Source organism: Marinobacter xestospongiae, assembly GCF_023156385.1.
Lineage (GTDB): Bacteria > Pseudomonadota > Gammaproteobacteria > Pseudomonadales > Oleiphilaceae > Marinobacter > Marinobacter xestospongiae.
Map to the genome: position 1 here is coordinate 67,472 of NZ_JAKZAK010000016.1, position 18,930 is coordinate 86,401.

Below are 18,930 nucleotides of genomic sequence, written 5' to 3' on the forward strand. Positions count from 1 at the left end.
GTGCCAACCGATAGGCCGATCAGCAGCGCCAGCGGACGATTGATGGGGGGCGGTAGCCGATGACGGACAGCAACCATGGCAGCGGCATTCAGACCCTGGATCGCAGCTACCGGGTCCTGGATCTGGTGGTGCGTGCCGGGGAGCGGGGGCTGACCGTGGCCCAGCTGGAAGCAATGACCGACCTCAGCACCCCCACCCTGTACCGGCTGACCCGTGCCCTGCGGCAGATGGGGCTGTTACGACAGCCCCTGCCCCGGGGACCGCTGCTGGCGGGGCCGGCCCTGCTGCGTTGGGGGGAGCAGGCGCGTGGCGGCATCGCCGATGTTGCCCGACTGCCATTGCTGGAGTTGGCCGAGCGCCATGGCGACAGCTTCTTCCTGATGGTCCCCAATGGGATGACGGTGATGTGTCTGGCGATCTACGACGGTCGCTTTCCGGCCCGCAGTTACACCCGTCAATGTGGTGATGAGATTCTCTGCGGTGTTGGCCAGGCGTCGGTGGCGGTCCTGAGTTTCCTGGGCGAGGACGAGCAGCAGCAGATTCTTGACCACAATGGCCCGCGCCTGCGGCGGGACTATGGCATTCAGGTGCCCCAGGTGGCGCAGGCGATGGCGATGTGCCGGCACCTTCAGTTCACTCGCGGGGTGGAGGGCAGTGATCCGCCGGAATTCACCGGCATAGCGGTGCCGGTGCTGGATGATCGCCAGCGGGCGGTGGCTGCGGTGAGCTGTTGCCTGCGACGTTCGCGGCTCAGTGATGGCCACGACGAGGCGCTGATTTCCGGGCTGCAGGCGGCCGCCAGCCGCATTCGCCAGGCTTTTTTTGGTAGTAACGAAGGTAGTAACGAAGATAGTAACGAGGATAGCAACGAGGGTCGTGACAACGATCTTGCTGACACCATCGTGTGATGAGGTATTGACGATGACATCTACCCACCCCCATTACCTGCGCCATTGCGGCTGGCAGGTGGTTGATAGCGATGGTGCGGCGGCTGCGCCGCTGCAGGGACCGGTGCACTGTGATGCAGTCGTGATCGGCGCCGGTTACACCGGCCTGGGCATCGCCCGAACCCTCGCCAGTCTGCGCCCGGGTGCAGACATCCGGGTGCTGGAAGCCGATGCCGTGGGCGCCGGCTCGCCGGGGCGGAACTCCGGGTTCATGCTGGAGCACGCCCTGGCCGCGCCGTCGGCGGAGGCCGCGCAGTCGCTGTATCAGGCTTACCGCACGGTTCATCACACCATGGCAACGCTGGCAAATCTTGATCAGAGCGCCACGGCGACGGTGTTCAAGGGCGCCGCGTCACCGCGGGGGCAGCAGCATCTGCAGGCCATGGCCCGGCATCTGGAAGCCTCAGGCCAACCCTGCCAGTGGCTGGATCGGGACGCCGTCACCGCTCTCACCGGCAGCCACCACTATCGACAGGGCCTGGCCTTGCCCGGCAGTCGCCTGGTGAACCCCCGTCAGTTGATCCGCGCCCTGGTTGCCGCCGCGCCGGCCGGGGTCACCGTCCATGAACACAGCCCGGCCATGGTGATCAGCCGGGAGCGCGATCGCTGGCTGGTGCGTACCCCCAATGGCACCGCCTATGCCGGTCAGGTGTTCCTGGCCAATAACGCTTTTGCCGCCGGTCTGGGTTATGGCCGGGCCTACAGCGTCAAGATCTTCACCTACGCCGGCCTGACCCCACGTCTGCCGGCGCCGTTGTTCGAGTCCCTGGCCCCCGGCGGACAGTGGGGTCTACTGCCGGCCCATCGGCTGGGGTCAACGTTCCGTACCACCGAGGACCGTCGGCTGATGGTGCGGGGTATGTACGGATATGAGCACGAAGGAGGTCAGGAAGTGGCAAAGGAACTGATGCGCAGCCTGACCCGGCGCTACCCGCAGCTGCGATCTTTGGGGCTGGAGCATTGGTGGGGTGGGACCACCTCCCTCACCTTTAACGGCGCGCCGTTGTGGGGACAGTTGGAACCGGGACTGTTTGCCTCCATCGGCTGCAACGGTGTCGGTATCCTAAAGGGCTGGTTGCTGGGTTCGGAGCTGGCGCGGCTGGCTTGTCAGCAGCCCCATCTCGACGTTCCCGGTGTGCTGGGGCGGGCGGCCTGGATGCCTCCGGAGCCGTTCCGGCAGTTGGGGTTCCGTGCCGTCAGCGCGGTCGAAAAACACCTGGCTGGCGCCGAGAAGTAGGGCGCCGGCACCGCCCGTGCCATCCATTCACATTCACTAGTTTAATCAGACGCTCGTTAAGGAAACACCATGATCTCTACCGTAAAAACCGACCTGTATGCCTCGCCGTCGCCACTGGAGTGGGCCACTATTGGCAATGGCATCCTGTTCACCGCGCAGATTCCCATCGACGCTGACGGTCAGGTGGTGGCCGGGGGCATCGAAGCCCAGACCCGCCAGACCCTGGACAACCTGTGCCATACCCTGGCCTGCGCCGGCACTGACCTGTCGGCGGTGACCCAGGTGATGATCTACGTCACCGAGCGTGCGGACCTGGCGGTGGTCAATCGCATCTACGCCGAGTATTTCCAGGCGCCCTACCCGAACCGTGCCGCGGTGGTGGTGGCCGGACTGGCCCGGGAGGAGATGAAGGTGGAACTGGTGGTCTACGCGGCGATGGCGCAGCAGGACTGATCAGGCCTGCAGGGGGGCCAGCCGGGCGCCGGTGAGCTGTTGCAGGTCGCCAGGCGCCAGCTCAATCTCCAGCCCCCTTCGTCCGGCGCTGACATGAATGCGCTCCAGGGTCGTGGCGGAGTCATCAATAAAGGTGCGCAGTCGCTTCTTCTGCCCCAGCGGACTGACCCCACCGAGGACATAGCCGGTGCTGCGCTCCACCTCCGTCGGCTCCGCCATGGTGGCTTTCTTGCCACCGGCGGCCCGGGCGATCTGCTTCAGCGACAACATCGCGCTGACCGGCACCACCGCCACCACCAGTTCCCGACCATCCACCTTGGCCACCAGGGTCTTGAACACCTGATGGTGGGCCAGCCCCAGCTTGTCCGCCGCTTCGGTGCCGTAGGATTCGCTGCCGGGTTCGTGGCTGTATTCGTGGATGGTGTGGGAAATGCCCGCTTTCCGGGCGATGTTGATGCCGGGTGTCATGGGGTGCCTCTGCTGGTGGTTGGTTCGGATCAGGCGTGGCCGGACAGCTCTGACCACAACAGGCCGACGGCCTGATGGCCCAGGATGCGGTCATTGAACACCACCTCGGCGGCGTTGTCGCCCCCGGCCATGCCCCAGCATACGTGCAGCGGCAGCAGATGCTCCTCGCGAGGGTGGCACAGGCGGGCGGCGGGGGCCTGTTGCCAGTTGAGCAGACGTTGCCGTTGCTGGTCGTGGTTCAGGTCACTGGCGCAGGTCTCGATCAGCCAGCGGTGGAAGTCGGCGATGTCGGCGTCATAATGACCATCACCTCCACCCTGTCTCAGCAGCGCCATGTTGTGGAATGACAGCCCCGAGCCAATCACCAGCAGGTTGCGCTGGCGCAGTGGTGCCAGCGCTTCGCCGAGGGCCAGGTGGGCCTGGGGGTCGAGGTCCTGATGCAGTGACAGCTGGACACAGGGTATGTTGGCGTCCGGGTACATCAGCAACAGGGGCACGAACAGGCCGTGATCGAATCCGCGCTGGTCGTCGCCGTCGGCCTCGATGCCGGCCTGCTTGAGCCGTTGCAGGATCTCCGCGGCCAGCGCCGGCTCACCAGGGGCCGGGTAACGGAGCTGGTAGGCGGCCTCCGGAAAGCCGTAGTAGTCAAACAGCAGGTCGGGTTGCGCCGCGGTGGTAACGGTTACGCGCGGTGCCTCCCAGTGGGCGCTGATCACCAGGATGGCCTCGGGCGGTGCTAGCTGCTCGGGAATCCGGGTGAGGAAGTCGGTCAGTGCCTGGTGACCGGGGTCATTCAGCAGCGGCAGCGGGCCACCACCGTGGGGCAGGTACAGAATCTGGGCCATACGGCGATCTCCTTGGTTACCGCGTTATCTTGCCCGGCGCCGTAATGCGGGCAAAGCGGAAGAAGCTGGCCAACTCGTTCAGAAAAACTGAAGCTTCAGTGTCCCGTCTGGTTAATTCGTTGACTTACTGAGCCACTGACAACCCGAAGAGCTAGGCGTGCTGGTGACGGTTTGGTGGTTCCAAATCGAGGCAGTACAACGACGCTATTCGGGTTGTCAGTGGCTCCCGAAGGGCTTGTCTCTGAGGGCTCTGAGCCTGTGTTGCCACTGTTTGATGTGGAACCACCACATCGGCACAGCGGCGCCTTGGTCAGAACCCTCAGAGACAAGCAGTAAGCTAACGAATTAACCAGACGGGACACTAGAGCCAGTCGTGGAGCATGATCCCGACCCCCAGCCGGTGGATTCGGACGTTGTAGTCCACCAGGCTTTCACCGTAGCCGTTGTAATACTGGATATAGCCCTTGACCGACTGACCCAGGGGGAAACTGTAGCCCAGTTCCACTGAGGTGTGATTGTCCTCGGTGCGGAAGTTGTTGCGCAGCCGCAGGGACACGGTGCGGGCCTCGTCCACCTTGTAGAGCGTCCACAGGTCGCCGTAACCCAGGTAGCGGTCCAGATCCGGGTTGTTGTCGTCCGAGCGCTTCTCCGGGATGCGGTACCAGGGGTTGACCGCGAACAGCCAGCGCCCGACGCCGTAGGTGACGGAGGCATTGATGCGGTTCCAGCTGCGGGACTGGGGTTCGGTGCGACCGTTGGATTCATGGGTGAAGCCCAGCTCCACCACATCGATACGGCCCGGGCCCAGGTCCATGCCGAGGTCGTAACGCATGAACACTTCCGGCTCGTAGTTGGTTTCCCGGAACGGCGCCGAATCGTCCTTGTTGTAGAGCTGCCAGAACGAGGTCTGGGTGTAGCCGAACCAGAGCGTGGTGCGCTTGTCGAACACGCCGCTGAGCAAGGGCACCTTGAAACTCAGCTGGAACTTGGCTTCGTGGTTTTCAACGTCGTAGTCGTAGTCGGTGAAACCCAGCGTCGGGCTGTGGGGCCTGGGGTTGGTGTCCAGGGTGTAGGTGTAGGGCAGCAGGTAGCTCTGCTTGTGGGGCAGGAAATTGCCGGCGAACGACATGAACGCCCGCTCGGTGGCGATGTGGCGACTGACCAGGGCTTCGGCCATGTCTTCCTTGTCTTCCACTTCGCCATTGGCGTCATAGGCCCGGGGTCCGATCAGCTCGGTTTTCTTTTCCGCCTGCTGGCGTTGCTCCGGGCTGGAACTGCGGTTGAGGGTTTCGGTGTCCACCGCAGCATCGAAACAGGCCAGCCGTTTGATGCCGTTCTCCAGTAACGCACACTCCTCCAGCTCGGCGGCCGGCAGGGTGTATGGATCGGTCTCCTCGGCCACCGCCGCAACACTGGTCAGTCCCAGCGTGACTGCCAGCCAGTGGGCGCCCCGCGCCCGGACCTGAGATGAGCTCATTCCTGCTTCCCCTGTGATTTGGCAGCAATGAGCCTATCACCATTCCCTGGTCAGCCCTATGACTGGCCGGTAATGCGGCTCCCCAGCACCGGCCAGTGTCCGTCCAGCTGCTGCTGGTCGGCGTCGTAGCGGACGATGCCACCGAAGTGGAGGAAGACCTGCTCGCTCTGGGTGGGGCGCAGGAACACCCAGTCGTCGGGCTTCAGGGTCAGGTCAGCGCTGCCATTGAGCATCTCCTGATTGGTGGAGCGCCCATACACCGGATTGATGCTGAGGCCGGCGGGGGATTCGGGAACCGCTTTCCAGTAGCCGCCGTAGATGAACACCGTTTTCTCCCGGTTGGGATTCCACCAGCTCATCAACCGGCCCAGACCCGGCGCACCGGGAATTTCGGTACGGTCGAGCACCTTCAGCACCGGGGTGGCGATGAACGCAGCCGGCACGTGGTCTGCCAGCGTTGGCAGGTCGAAGTCGGTGGGCTTCACCAGTGCCGAGCCGGCGGCGATTTCGTTGGCCACCACCTGGTCGTGGCGGTCCCGATACAGCGTGTAAGTGGTGCTGCCGCCGGTGTTGAGGGTGAGGTCGCGGATGGACCGGCCCAGGGTCCGCTCTGCCCGTGCAACGAAAGCCCGGTAGCGTTCCATGGCCTGGTCCCGCAGCCAGTCGTTGCTGCCAGGGGCCTTGGCGATGTGGGCCTCGTAGCCCATAAAACCGGAGAAGGTGAGCCAGGGGGAGGCATCGATGGTTTGCAGCATGGTTTCCAGGGTCTCCAGTGACTGGATACCGCCCCGGTGCAGGCCAATGTCGATTTCCAGGTTCAGCCGCATGGGCTGGCTGCGCTGCTGCGCCAGCTGGTGATACTGGCCCAGACGTTCAGGGCTGTCGATCAGCCATTGCAGTTGCCGTTCCGGTTGGAAGTCGGTGGTGTCGGCGGCCAGCTGCTGGTAGAAACGCATCGCTGCCGCCACGGGCAGTGGCTTACCCAGCAACACATCGGCGGCGGGCAGATCGCGGGCGACCTGGGTCAGAAACGGCTGGTGGAACACCATCAGCCGGTTGGTGCCGGCCCGCTCCATCAGGGTGGCCAGCAGCTCCACCGACGGCAAGGATTTGGCGACGATGCGGTAGTGGTACTGATTCTTCAGGGCGGCAGTAAGGCGGTCCAGGTTGGCCAGCATTCGCTGCTGATCAACAATCAGTTGGGGCTGGAACACCCCGTTCCGGTCCGCGGCCTTGCTGAGGCTCTGGAAGTAGGCGCTATGACTGCCGCTGGCGGCGCCTGGCCGTAGCCAGCCGATCCCGGCGGCCAGGCCCACCGCGGCGCCGCCAAGCAGCAGCCGGCGGCGACTGTGGGAAAAGGCTTCGCTGTTGTGCATCAGGCAAGCAGGTCCTTGAGGTAGCGGTTGAGGAAGCGGCCGTCCGGGTCCATCTCCTGGCGCACCGCGCGGAAGTCATCCCAGTGGGGGTACAGGGTCTTGAAGTCTGCTCCGGTGAGGGTGTTGAGCTTGCCCCAGTGGGGACGTCCGCCATACTTGCGGAAGATCGGCTCCACCGCCTTGAACAGGGGCTTGTAGTCCTCCTCGAAGAAGCGGTGGACGGCGATGGAAATGCTGTCGCGCTGGTAGAACGGACTGAGCCAGATATCGTCGCCCTTGACGAAGCGCACCTCGAACGGGAAGAACACTTCGGGGAAGTTGTTCTCCACCACCTCCTTGATCTCCATCAGTGCCTTGAGGCCGTCTTCCCGGGGCAGGTGGTATTCCATCTCATTGAAACGGACATTGCGCTCGCTGGTGTAGTTCTGCCAGGACGATGCCACCTTCACTTCTTTGTCGATGGTCTTGAGGATGCCCTGCAGCACCATGCGTCGCATGGTGTCGGACCAGCTCAGCATGTCGCGGACGTTCTGCAGGTCGCGGGCGCCGTCGTTCTGGTCGAACTTCTCGGTGCTGGACACCGGTTCGTCGGTGAACTCCTGGGTGTCGTGCAGCCCCATACCGGCAAACGGAATGTAGAAGAACTCGAAGTTGCGGTACTTGTCGGCGGTGTCCTGGGCGTTGGCGACGATGTCTTCGATCGGCATCCATTCCGACACCCGTTTCAGCCGGTAGGGCCGGGTGTTCTGCAGGGTGACGTCGGTGACAATGCCGAGGGCGCCGAGGCCAACCCGGGCGGCATCAAACAGCTCGCGGTTGTGGTCGCGGCTGCACTGCACCTGCTCGCCACGGGCGGTGACCAGGGACAGGGCCTCGATATTGGCCGACAGGCACTGCAGTCCGGCGCCGGTGCCGTGGGTCGCGGTGGCAAGGGAGCCGGCGAGGGTCTGCTGATCAATGTCCGGCATGTTGATCAGGGCCTGGTTGCGCTCCTCCAGCGGTCCCCCCAGCTGGCCGAGACGGGTGCCGGCGGCAATGGTGGCCTGCTGGCGGGCGTCGTCGTGACTCAGTACCCCGCTCAGCCGGTTGATGGAGATCAGGGTGTCGTCTGTCGGCACCAGTGGCGAGAACGAGTGGCCCGAGCCCACCGCGCGGATGACCCCGCGGGCATCGCGAACCTGCTGTTGCAGTTCGGCGACAGTGGCCGGCGCGATGCGGGTCTGGGGGTGGCTGATCTGGGAGCCGGACCAGTTCTTCCAGGCCAGGCGCTGGCCATCCGTGCCGCTGTTGGCCAGCGCCTGCTGCACTGGCAAGGAAGTGGCCGCTGCGGCGGCCACCAGGGTTTTGAGGAATTCCCGACGATTTGCCATGGCGTGTGTCCTGCCTCTGGTTGTAATGGGAGTAAGGGAGCCCCCGATTGACTCCGAATTGCCTCTGCGCGCTCAGCGCACGCCCATCGGGGCCTTCAGAGCGATCCACACTCAGCGTTGCGACTTTTTGAAAGGCAGCCAGCCTTCCTGCAAAGCCGCGCCTTGAGTGTGAACCGCTCTGAAGGCCAGAGGTGATCCTGAGTCAATCAGTTGCTCCTTAAGAATTGTCCGGGTAATGGGACATGAACTGGATCAGCTGCTCGAACTCAGCCGCGTTGCAATCCATGCACAGGCCGTAGGGCGGCATGCCGCCATAGCCCTCCACTACGTGGGTCAGCAGGGTGTCCATGCCCTGCTCCAGCCGCGGCTGCCAGGCGGTTTCGTCGCCCACCAGCGGTGCATCGGAGGTGCCACGGCTGTGGCAGGCCTGGCACGACCGCTGATAGATCTCCGCCAGCGCCGGGTCAGCGGGCTGGGCGGAGGCGGCGTAGGCCACCACAGTGGCCTGATCCGGGCCCTGGTCACAGCCGGCCAGCAGACCGGCGAGCGTCAGGGCAAGCAGGGAAAGGGGTGCTTTGCGCATGGTTTCTCTCGTGTTGTTGATTTGGTGACCGCGCCGGTCAGAAGGACCAGCGCGCACCCAACCCCAGCGAGTGGAAGGTGTAGTGGGTCTCACCCTCCAGCTGTGCCAGGTTCTGGTTCGGGTCGGTGATATCGCCCTGACGGATGTCACGGCTGCTGGTCAGTCCCAGCATGTAACCGGCGTCGATCACCAGGTCGGTACTGGGCTGGTAACTCAGACCGACAGCGAACTGGTGGTAGTCGTCCTGGCCCAGATCAACGGTGGCGTGCTGGTCGGGAATCGGTGACTGGTCCAGGGCGACGCCGCCGCGCAGGGTCAGGCTGGGGCTGAGGGCATACTCGGCAGCGATGCCGACTCGAACGGAGTCGTCCCAGTCAAAGGTCTGGTCCGCCAGCAGCGCCTGCACATTCGGGTCCTCGGCGCGGAACTTCAGGGCGTCGAACTCGCTCCAGTCGGTCCAGCTGGCATCCAGCAGCAGGGTCAGCCGGTCAAACCGGTGCTGGTAGCTGACGTTGGCGATGGCCGGCGTGGTGATGCGGGTGGTCATCGAGCCGGACACCTGGTCGAAGGTCACCGGCATGGTGACGGTGACGTCGCCGTCGAGCTTGTGGTCGATCTTGGAGCGGTAGCCAAAGCCCAGTTGCTGACGTTCGTTGATGCGGTACAGCAGGCCCAGGTTGTAGCCCACGGAGAGCTCGTCCCCTTCCATGTCCACCCGGCCATCGAAGTCGGCGCTGCCGTCGATGGTGAGGTCCATGGCCTCGCAGCCGGCGCTGCCCATGCCGCCATCCAGGCACACCAGTCCGGGACTCAGGGCCTGCACCAGATCGGCGGTGGCCTGTTGCGCCATCACCCCGAAACCGAGGCTGAGCTGATCATTGACGCGGTAGGAAAAGGCATTGGTCAGGGTGATCGTGCCAATGGTGGATTCGATGGTCTGATACCGGGCCTTGGAGCGGTCGCCCAGATCGTTACCGGTGTTGAACGGGGCGTTGATGCCAATGCCGTACACCAGGTCGTCGTCCAGCGGCAGGGTCAGGTACAGGGTCGGCAGTGGCTGGGTATCGCTGACCTCGACCCGGTCGCCCTGCACTGGCACCGGAGTGCCGCCATCGGCGTTGGACAGCATCACCGGGTGGCCGTCGTAGTCCAGGTTGTTGTTGAGTACGGTGAGGTTACCGGCGAGGCGGCCATTGTCGCCGCTGGTCATGGCGGCGGGGTTGTAATAGACCGCCGACGGGTCGTCGTCGATGGCGGCCATACCGTTGTAGGCGTTGCCGAGGTGACGGACGCTCTGCTCATCAACGTAGAAGCCCTGGGCCAACAGCGTGGTGCTGGCCAATTGGGCTGCGACGGCAAGGGCCAGGGCGCTGGGACGGAGTCTGGATGGGCGAACGCGGAGGCTGGCTGCGCGAAGGCGGCCGGTTTGGGTGGAGTCGATCACTTCAATCTCCCGGGTCGTTGTTTTTATTGGCCAGAGAAAGCCTGTTGTTTTGGCGGCACGCGCACGGCGTGACCACAGCCTTGGTGGCTGAAGTAAACATGATTGTCTATCACGTTTTGGCTGTCAAGTGTCCGCGGTCGAGAGTGCCGGCCCGGTAGACCGGGCCAAAGCCGGTGCTACCAGTGGGCGGGATCGAGGTGGTAGAAGGCGCTCAGGCAGCGATACAGTTCCGGCTCCTCGTGGGCCAGGGCCCGGGGATGGAGAAAGAATGTCTCGCTGGTGACGGCAAAGAACTCGGCCGGTGAGGTGGCACCGTATTCGTCGATGACGCTGTGGTGTCCGCCGCGCTGGCGACGGTGCCAGGCGTCGCTGAACACCGTTTGCCAGTGTTCCGCCAGTTCCGCGGAGGCCAGGGGCGGCGCACCGTCGGACTGGCCGTCCACCTGGTCAAGCTGGTGAGCGAACTCGTGCAGGGCGACATTGCTGTCGGCGTGTTCGTCGGCGGCCTCCCGGGCGAGAGTATCCCAGGCCAGCACCAGCCGGCCCTGTTCCCAGGATTCCCCCAGCCGCTCCTGGGCGCTGTGGCTGAGCACCTCACCGTCGTGCACCGCCTCCTGGACCCGATAGGCGCCCGGGTAGACCAGAATGGATCGCAGCCGGCGGTAGTAGGTCGGCGACAGGCCGTTCACCAGCAGGGCGCCGTGGGCGGCGATCAGGACCTTCATCGACTCGTCGACGGTGATGCCGGCGCAACCGTAGAACTCCACCCGGTCCAGCAACAGACGCAGATGGTTATGGAGACTGGTTCGCCGGCTCTGGGGCAGGCGTCGGTAGAGGGCCATACGCTCCTCCAGCAACGCCTGCCAGGACGCCGGAAACGGCTGTCGCAGCAGGTGGTGGCGGCGCTGGCGCGGGTAGATGAACAGGCCGTAGAAAGCCGCGATGACAATCGACAACAGGACAACAGCAGAGAAGATCATGGCAGGCTGGGACACGGGAAGCCTCGGTCTGTAGGGTTATGACGGCTGACGCCAGTGGCAGTGCGGTTCGGCCAATGTGCCCGCCGCCAGCAGCTAGAATCATAGGGAATTCCGAACATTCGCTGCCAGACGCCCAAGGATCTGCCATGAAACAGCTCGCCCGTCGCGCCTTCCATACCTTCGCCGTACCCCAGGATCTGGCATCGGTGACCCACATCGATGCGGCCGGTGAAAACCCGGCGGCGGTGGGGGTCAGCGACCAGACCGTGGAACGGATCTGGCGCAGCGTGGAACGACTCTACCAGACCGGCGTCCATCCCGGCATCCAGCTGTCGATCCGCCACCGTGGAGAACCGGTGTTGCACCGGGCCATTGGTCATGCCCGCGGCAACGGTCCCGGCGACCAACCGGACACCCCGAAAGTGGCGATGACTACGGATACGCCGGTGTGCTATTTCTCGGCGGCCAAGGCGGTGACCGCCCTGCTGATGCACATGTTGGCGGAAAAGGGCCTGATCAACCTGATGGACCCGGTGGCGTATTACTGCCCGGAGTTTGGCCGCCATGGCAAGCGCACCATCACCATCCACCAGATCCTGTCCCACCGTGGTGGCATTCCCGCGATTCCCAAGGACACACCGATCGATGTGTTGTGGGACCGGGACGAAATCTGGCGGCTGCTGTGCGACGCCAAACCGGTGGAAGTGGACGGCGCCAAGGTGGCCTACCACGCCATCACCGGGGGGTTCGTGCTGCAGCGGGTGCTGGAAAAGGTCACCGGCGCCAGCATTGAGGCGTTCCTGGATCAGTTTCTGCGCAAGCCCATGGGCATGCGCTGGTTTACTTACGGCATAGCCGGACCGTCGCTGGATAACCTGGCGCTTAATTACGCCACCGGGCCACGGCCGACATTTCCGGTGTCCTGGGTGGTCAGTCGGGCACTGGGCGGCGACATTGTGACCATCGAGCAGGTGGTCAACGATCCCCGCTTCCAGGCCGCGGTGATCCCGGCGGGCAACCTCTGCGGTACCGCCGAGGAAATGGGGCGTTTCTTCCAGATGATGCTGAACGGCGGGGTCTGGCAGGGGCGTCGCATCTGCGCCGAGATTACCGTACGGCGGGCGATCCAGCAGTTCGGGTCGCTGCAGATCGACCGTACCATGCTGGTGCCGATGCGGTTCAGTGCCGGCCTGATGCTGGGAGGCAATCCGGTGGGCATCTGGGGCCAGCAGAGCCGTTTTGCCTTCGGTCACCTGGGGCTGATCAACAAGTTGTGCTGGGCCGATACCGCCCGGGATATTTCCGTCAGCCTGCTCAACACCGGCTTGCCGATTGTGGCCCATCACCTGCCGGCGCTGGTGCGGTTTGTGTACACCGTGTGTGACGAGTTCCCGCTGATCCCGGATGCCCAGCGACCACTGGCGGTGGCCTGAGCGATTCAGGGCCGTAGGTTCCTACAGCTCCTGCAGCTGGGCCTCCAGGATGCCCAGTACCGAGGACAGCACATCGCGGAAGTCGGTCAGGGTCTGGGTGCGCTGGATGACGTCTTCCCGGGCGTCGTCCAGGCGCTCCAGCTTGGGGACGACCCGGCGGATGCCTTCGGTAATGACCTCGTAGGGGTAGTGGTGGTCCATGATGCTGAGCTTGTTCAGTTCCGCCACTTCCTGGTGAAAGATGCTGATGATGTCGTAGATCATGTCCTTGTGCTGGATCGTTGCCGCCTCCCAGTAGGCGTCGTCGAGCAGTTCCATCAGCGACAGGAACTCCCGCAGGGTATCTGCAACCGAGGTCTGGTTCATGATGATGACTCCTTGCCTAGTGTTTGGCGGGCACTCTTTGGCAGAACTATAGCATTGGCGACGCTGGCGGAACGAGCGGACAGGAAGCTGGACAATCCATGAACTTGTGTTCATAGATTATTGTCTTTGCAACCTAATCTGTGCACAATGCCAGCAGATTCCTTGCACAGGCTTTCAGCCTGCTATACTCGGAACAACGCAGTTGCCCGGTATTACCAACATCGATAGTTGCCAAGATCGATGGTTGCCAACATCGATAGCAACGTCGGCGATTGCGTCGGACAGAACGAGGGTGTCCTGTCCGCTATAACCAGAACTCATTGGATGAGAGCCATGAATCGTCACGCCATTGTTTCCCCGGCTGCCCCTTCGCGGGCGGTGGATCTGGACCAGCACGACAGTGTCCGCTCCCACGTCAACCAGCGCATCCACGATGAAGTCGCCCAGCTTGAGCGACGGATCGAAAGCCTGCGTCTGGTCAACGCCCCCTACGCGGATCTGATGATCACCACCTACCAGCGCATGCTGGATCGCAAACTCGGCTTCATCGCCCAATGGGAGCTGGATCAGCGCTACTGACGCGCCGGCACAGCCACGGTGGCGAAGCTCAGGGTTTCGTCACCGATGTCTTTCATGCCGCAGTGGGCCGGGTTGTCTTCCTTGGGCGTCTCCGGGTCATTGTCGTGGTCAATGGTGGCCGACTCCCCGGTTGAGGTGTACAGCCTCAGCACCTGCATCGGATAGTCCAGCTCCGCCCGCACACAGTCCGGCGTGGTGCCATTGATGGTGAACCAGGGGCTGTCGGTGTCGCTGATAAACAGGGTATCGGTTTTCTCGCCAATGAACTCCTGACGCAGCTCCAGGCTGCCCAGAGTTCGGGTGGCGAAACTGACGGTGGCCATCTCCGGCTGGTTGTAGCCGGTGGTGACAAAGTTGTTGGCGTCGAACTGGGTGCCAGCCAGGAAGCTGACCAGTTGCGGCAGGTCGTCCTCGTCGGCGCTGTCGTCTTGCCGGGCGATGTGCTGGATGGTGCGGAAGACCTTGTCATGCCCGGCATTGCCGTCTTCATCGTAAGGGGTATAGGTCCAGGCCAGGGTCTGGTAACGCCACTCGCGGACCGGCAGGGGTTCCTGGTTCAGGGTGGCGGCCTGGTCAACGAAGCGGATCAGTGACTCGTTGCTCCTGGTGTTGTAGGTGGCGGGTTTGCCCTCGTCGATGCGATCGCTGATGTAATTTCGGCCTTCGACAAAATTGGCCACCTCGTTGGCCGCAATCACCTGATTCATCAAGTCCAGCGGATTACGGACCCGGTCGTAAGTCTGGCCGGAGTCATCGGCATCTGCACCCATCAGGGAGTGCACCAGTCCGCGCAGTTGGCCAGTGACCTCTGCCGCGTCAGCATCGTCGCTATCCAGTGGCTGGATACCGCGATAAAAATCGTCAAACCGGGTGTGCTGGAGATTGTCGACGGTTTCGGTGTTTTTAAGGATAAAGGTGGAAAACAGCAACTCCACATCTGTCGCCGGGTTGAAGGCGCTGTCACCCCCGGTATCGGCGCCACAGCCTGCCAGCAGGGCGACGAAGGGGGCGGCAACTAAGAGCGGGTAATGTCTCATTCGCAGGGTTCCTCGGGTGCGTCCCCCGGGATATCGCGCTACAGTGAAGTCGGATAGCCGGGGAGTTATTATTCTCGCTGGGCGTTGTTGTCTGAAAATGCCGGAAATGTCAAAACACTATAACAACTCACGGTAATGCAAACAGCCAGGTGCTTCCCCCTCGGAGATCACATTTTGCGTCATCCCGAAGACCGAGCCCATCGTTGCCCGATTGCCCCGACGGGATTGCTGGGGTCGGTGCTGGGCAAGGCTCTCATGGGGCTGGTCCTGCTGGTGTTGGTGGTGTCTCAGGCACAGGCCCGCACCGGTTGCGATGACCGTCCGCTGACCCTCTCCACCAGCAGCCAGTCCTACGACCTCGGCCGCTGCCTGTGGTATCTGGAGGACCCGCAGCGGTCCCTCAGTCTCGCCGACGTGATGGCCAGCGATGGTCCGACATTCAACCGGCACCAGGGCAGCGTACTCAACTTCGGTTACACCGAGTCGGCCTATTGGGCCAGAATCGACCTGGCCGCCGCGCCCCGGGGCGACCCGCAGACCTGGATTCTGGAGCTGGCGTTGCCGCTGGTGGACGATCTGGATCTTTACCTGGTGCGTCAGGGCGAGGTCGTGGAACACCGCCATGCCGGTTACAGTCGTGACTGGAGCCAGCGCGAGCTGGCGGTGCCCAACCCCACCTTCCGGTTGCAATTGCCGGCCGGCGAGCCGCTGCGACTGTACCTGCGCGTTGCCACCCAGAATACCCTGCGACTGCCACTGACCCTGTGGCAGCCGGACCGTTACCTGGAAAAGGTCAGTGTGGACGAGGTTTTCCGGGGGCTGTTGCTGGGCAGCATCCTCGGCATTCTGGCCTACAATCTGTTCGTGGCGGTGTCGGTGCGGGAGCGCAGCAACATCTATTACGTGCTGTACCTGGTGATGGCGGTGATGTTCATTGTCACCGAACAGGTGCATGGTACCCAGCTGTTTGGCGAGCGCCCCTGGTTCTTCGACAAGGCTTATCTGCATTACCAGATCATGGGCACCTGGTTTTTCGGCCTGCTGATGGCGCGATCGCTGCTGGAGACCCGGTGGCGTTCGCCGGAGCTGGACAAGGTGATTCGGGTCAGTCTCTACTGCGTGCTGGCCACCCTGGGGCTGGCGACGGTGATGCCCTACCACATCGCCATGGAATGGTGTGTGCTGGTTACCATCCTGCTGTGTGTGGTGATGATCGTGGTCAGCTACCTGTCCTGGCGCCACTACAATCCGGCTGCACGAGCCTACTTCTACGCCTGGACCGTCGCCCTGAGCGGGTTTGTGGTGTACGCCCTCACCGTGATGGGGTACCTGCCGCTAAACATTGTCACGGCCCACGCCAGCCAGATTGGCCTGGCCGGCCAGATCATCCTGTTCTCGTTTGCCCTGGCGGATCGCATCAAGCTGGTCCAGGGTGAAGCCCTGAGCTGGAGCCAGCGTGCCCTGGCCAATCTGCGCCAGTACCAGTCGCTGTTCGACAACGCCGTGGAAGGGGTGTTCCAGATGTCCCTGGACCGGCGTTTCATCACCGCCAATCCGGCGATGGCGGAGCTGCTGGGGTTTGCCAGCAGCCGTGAACTGATCAAGGCGCGCCAGGATGTGCTCGCCACCTGCTTTGCGGATGACCGGGTACGGGAGTGGGTAGTGGATCAGATCCAGCACCACGGCTCGGTCAAGGGCATTGAGGCCCGTTTCCAGACCCGCCAGGGCGAGGACCGCTGGGCCAACATCTCCCTCCACACTGTCTACGATGCCGAAGGCGACCCCCGCTTTCTGGAAGGTACCTGTATCGATGCCACCGAACGTCACCAGCGCCAGCAGATCGAGAAAGAGCGGGAGCAGGAGCGTCTCGACAAGGAACTGGCCCGCAATGCCGCGGAAGCCAAGAGCCAGTTCCTGGCCAATATGAGCCATGAGATCCGTACCCCGCTGGCGGCGATCATCGGCTATGGTGAAACCCTGCTGGAGCCGGATCTGAACGAGGCGGAGAAGCGCAACAGCGCCGAGACGGTGGTACGCAGTGGCCGTCATCTGTTGGACCTGGTGAACGATATCCTCGATCATTCCAAGATCGATGCCAACAAGCTGGCGGTGGACATTGTCACCGTTAACCTGCCAGAGCTGCTGGATGAGCTGCGGGCCTTCTTTGAGTCCCGGGCGCGGGAGAAGGGGCTGGACTTCAGCATTGACTGCGAGTTTCCCCTGCCCCAGACCATCCAGACCGACCCCACCCGCTTCCGCCAGATTCTCATCAACCTGTGCGGCAATGCGCTGAAATTTACCGAGCGGGGGTCCATCACCCTGGCACTTGCCTGCGACTGGGCTGAGCAGAGGCTCCATGCCCGGGTGGCGGATACCGGCATTGGCATGAAGCCTGAGCAGTTGCAGCGGCTCTTCGACCCCTTCGCCCAGGGCAGTGCCGCGATTGCCCGCCAGTATGGTGGCACCGGGTTGGGGCTGAGCATCTCCCGGCGTCTGGCAGAACTGCTGGGCGGAGCCATTTCGGTGCGCAGTCGCTACGGTGACGGCAGTGAGTTTGACGTCACCATCGCCACCGGACCGCTTGAGGATGTGGTGCAACTGCGGGATGCCTCGGAACTGAATCAGAGCCGGCCCCTGCCGTTGGTGCAGGCACCGCAGCTGGCCGGGCGCATCCTCTGTGCTGAAGACAATGAGGTCAACCGCAAGCTGGTGTCGCTGCTGGTGGCCCGGACCGGCGCCGAGCTGGTGCACGTGGGCAATGGTGCGGAAGCGCTGGATGTGGCCAGTCAGCAGCATTTCGACCTGATCCTGATGGACATCCAGATGCCGGTGATGAATGGTCGCGATGCCATGGTGGCGCTGCGGGAGGCCGGCATCAACACCCCTACCCTGGCCCTTACGGCCAATGTGATGAGCGAAGATATCGACGATTATCGACGCGCCGGTTTCACCGATCACCTGGCCAAGCCCATCGACAAGCAGCGTTTCTATGACCTGCTGGCGCGCTACCTGGATTCGGCGCCGCCACGGCCGGCAACGTCGCAACGCTACCGAGGCCTGGTGCTGGTGGCGGAGGACAACGACGACAACCGGAAACTGGTGGTGACCATGCTGCAGCGCTTCGGGCTGGAGGTGATCGCGGTGGCCAGCGGTGACGATGCGGTCCGGACCGCGCTGGCCAAGCCCGTGCAACTGGTGCTGATGGACCGCCACATGCCCGGCATGGACGGCGTCGATGCCTGTCAGTTGTTGCGCCAGGCCGGCTTCCGGCGGCCCCTGGTGGCCTTCAGCGCTGGCGATGCCCGGGAGATTGAGGCGTTGCAGGGAGCCGGTTGCGAGGGGGTGCTGACCAAACCCATCGACCCGGAGCGACTGGCGGCGCTGCTGGCCCGTTACCTGCCGCAAGCGACCGTCGGCGATGACGCCGAAGTGGCGGATGAAGACGCCGGCATTGAACAGCTGGTGCGGCAGTTTCTCGCCAGCCTGGCCCAGCGTCGGCAGCGGATGGCCCGGGCCCGGGCGGCCCAGACCGCCGAGCCGCTGCGACAGGAGGCCCACCAGATCAAGGGCACGGCGGGTGCCATGGGCTATCCTGCGATGACGGAGCTGGCCGGTGAGTTGGAGCGGTCGCTGAAGACAACGCCGGTGGACTGGCAGCGGGTCAGTGACCAGCTGACGGGACTGGATGCCCTGATTGAACAGGCCCTGGGATCGGAGCGGACCCGGGACTCTGGCCCATAGCGCCGCTGTGGCGATGATTCTGTAGCAGGAGGAAGACCCCCGATGACCGACACCGAACCGCAACGGGAAGGCCAGTCGCTGAGCATGATGTACGGCACCTACGCCGATGTGCTGTTCGTGCTGTTCCCGTTTCTGATCATTTTCATGCAGCGGGTCTGGGATGGCGATGTCGCCCAGGTGCTGCTGCGGCCGGACCTGAGTATCGCTGCGGCCATTCTCGGTGGGCTGGCCATCGGCAAGTTCGTCCTGGGGCTGGTCACCGAACGGGAACTGGGGCGCTTCAAGGAGCGGATCGTGTTCTTCATTGCGCTGACCCTGTTTGTGGTGATGGGGCCGGCCATCATCCTGATGCTGAGCATCATCAGTGGTCAGCCGGTGCCGGGGTTCGTGGCGTTCCTGCAGCCGGTGCTGCTGATTGTCGCGATCTCGCTCTACACGACAGCCATCAGTATCAGTAATATGCTAACCAAATCCGGGGCGTCGCAACGGCCGGACGGTACCGTACCGATGGATGGCAATGAGCCCGGGGACCCGCTTGCCGGGGTTCCCGATCCAGAACCGCTGAGCATTCCGCGTCGCTCAGAGACGCCTTAG

17 protein-coding genes are annotated in these 18,930 nt (G+C 63.5%); 7 read left to right on the top strand and 10 right to left on the bottom strand.

Features of this window, described 5'->3' with window-relative positions:
* The first annotated feature begins 59 nt into the window (after window positions 1–59).
* From MLD24_RS12635 to MLD24_RS12645, 3 genes are all read left to right on the top strand, one after another.
* Window positions 60–908 carry an IclR family transcriptional regulator gene (locus MLD24_RS12635; protein ID WP_227172917.1) on the top strand — a complete coding sequence of 283 codons (849 nt, stop codon included), beginning with the start codon at window positions 60–62 and terminating at the stop codon, window positions 906–908.
* Between the two features lie 13 nt (window positions 909–921).
* Window positions 922–2,184, top strand: coding sequence for an NAD(P)/FAD-dependent oxidoreductase (locus MLD24_RS12640; RefSeq protein WP_248166908.1), 1,263 nt, complete (start codon window positions 922–924; stop codon window positions 2,182–2,184).
* A 69-nt stretch (window positions 2,185–2,253) separates the two neighbouring features.
* A complete protein-coding gene (locus MLD24_RS12645) occupies window positions 2,254–2,637 on the top strand; it encodes a RidA family protein (RefSeq protein WP_248166909.1) in 384 nt (127 codons plus the stop codon).
* Here MLD24_RS12645 and ybaK read toward each other — a convergent pair whose 3' ends face one another.
* The 8 genes from ybaK to MLD24_RS12685 all read right to left on the bottom strand — a co-directional run bounded on the left by ybaK (window position 2,638) and on the right by MLD24_RS12685 (window position 11,195).
* Window positions 2,638–3,105: a Cys-tRNA(Pro) deacylase gene (gene ybaK / locus MLD24_RS12650; RefSeq protein WP_248166910.1), complete on the bottom strand. Its 468-nt coding sequence runs from the start codon at window positions 3,103–3,105 to the stop codon at window positions 2,638–2,640. It abuts the gene before it with no gap.
* A 29-nt stretch (window positions 3,106–3,134) separates the two neighbouring features.
* On the bottom strand, window positions 3,135–3,950 hold the full coding sequence (locus tag MLD24_RS12655; RefSeq protein ID WP_248166911.1) for a DODA-type extradiol aromatic ring-opening family dioxygenase: 816 nt from the start codon (window positions 3,948–3,950) through the stop codon (window positions 3,135–3,137).
* A 361-nt stretch (window positions 3,951–4,311) separates the two neighbouring features.
* Window positions 4,312–5,427 (bottom strand): phospholipase A, encoded by a 1,116-nt coding sequence (locus tag MLD24_RS12660; RefSeq protein WP_227172912.1) that lies wholly within the window; start codon window positions 5,425–5,427, stop codon window positions 4,312–4,314.
* 56 nt (window positions 5,428–5,483) lie between these two features.
* Window positions 5,484–6,803, bottom strand: a complete 1,320-nt coding sequence (locus tag MLD24_RS12665) for a DSD1 family PLP-dependent enzyme (protein ID WP_248166912.1) — start codon at window positions 6,801–6,803, stop codon at window positions 5,484–5,486.
* On the bottom strand, window positions 6,803–8,173 hold the full coding sequence (locus tag MLD24_RS12670) for a D-arabinono-1,4-lactone oxidase (RefSeq protein WP_227172910.1): 1,371 nt from the start codon (window positions 8,171–8,173) through the stop codon (window positions 6,803–6,805). Before MLD24_RS12670 ends, MLD24_RS12665 begins: the two co-directional genes overlap by 1 nt.
* Before the next feature lie 217 nt (window positions 8,174–8,390).
* Entirely contained in the window at window positions 8,391–8,756 is a 366-nt protein-coding gene (locus tag MLD24_RS12675) for a c-type cytochrome (protein ID WP_248166913.1), read from the bottom strand.
* Between the two features lie 37 nt (window positions 8,757–8,793).
* Window positions 8,794–10,200 (bottom strand): OmpP1/FadL family transporter, encoded by a 1,407-nt coding sequence (locus MLD24_RS12680; protein ID WP_248166914.1) that lies wholly within the window; start codon window positions 10,198–10,200, stop codon window positions 8,794–8,796.
* A gap of 176 nt (window positions 10,201–10,376) precedes the next feature.
* Window positions 10,377–11,195: a M90 family metallopeptidase gene (locus tag MLD24_RS12685; protein WP_248166915.1), complete on the bottom strand. Its 819-nt coding sequence runs from the start codon at window positions 11,193–11,195 to the stop codon at window positions 10,377–10,379.
* A gap of 131 nt (window positions 11,196–11,326) precedes the next feature.
* On the opposite strand from MLD24_RS12685, the gene MLD24_RS12690 reads away from it, so the two are divergent.
* A complete protein-coding gene (locus MLD24_RS12690; RefSeq protein WP_248166916.1) occupies window positions 11,327–12,613 on the top strand; it encodes a serine hydrolase domain-containing protein in 1,287 nt (428 codons plus the stop codon).
* A 21-nt stretch (window positions 12,614–12,634) separates the two neighbouring features.
* On the opposite strand, the gene MLD24_RS12695 is transcribed toward MLD24_RS12690, so the two are convergent.
* Entirely contained in the window at window positions 12,635–12,979 is a 345-nt protein-coding gene (locus MLD24_RS12695) for a hypothetical protein (protein WP_227172905.1), read from the bottom strand.
* A 333-nt stretch (window positions 12,980–13,312) separates the two neighbouring features.
* Here MLD24_RS12695 and MLD24_RS12700 point away from each other — a divergent pair, with 333 nt between their 5' ends.
* Window positions 13,313–13,558 (top strand): hypothetical protein, encoded by a 246-nt coding sequence (locus MLD24_RS12700; RefSeq protein WP_248166917.1) that lies wholly within the window; start codon window positions 13,313–13,315, stop codon window positions 13,556–13,558.
* On the opposite strand, the gene MLD24_RS12705 is transcribed toward MLD24_RS12700, so the two are convergent.
* Window positions 13,552–14,595: a hypothetical protein gene (locus MLD24_RS12705; RefSeq protein ID WP_248166918.1), complete on the bottom strand. Its 1,044-nt coding sequence runs from the start codon at window positions 14,593–14,595 to the stop codon at window positions 13,552–13,554. The genes MLD24_RS12700 and MLD24_RS12705 overlap by 7 nt on opposite strands.
* A 174-nt stretch (window positions 14,596–14,769) precedes the next feature.
* Here MLD24_RS12705 and MLD24_RS12710 point away from each other — a divergent pair, with 174 nt between their 5' ends.
* Together MLD24_RS12710 and MLD24_RS12715 are read left to right on the top strand one after the other, a co-directional pair.
* Window positions 14,770–18,336, top strand: a complete 3,567-nt coding sequence (locus tag MLD24_RS12710) for a 7TM diverse intracellular signaling domain-containing protein (RefSeq protein ID WP_425562311.1) — start codon at window positions 14,770–14,772, stop codon at window positions 18,334–18,336.
* A 42-nt stretch (window positions 18,337–18,378) separates the two neighbouring features.
* Window positions 18,379–18,930: a hypothetical protein gene (locus tag MLD24_RS12715; protein WP_248166919.1), complete on the top strand. Its 552-nt coding sequence runs from the start codon at window positions 18,379–18,381 to the stop codon at window positions 18,928–18,930.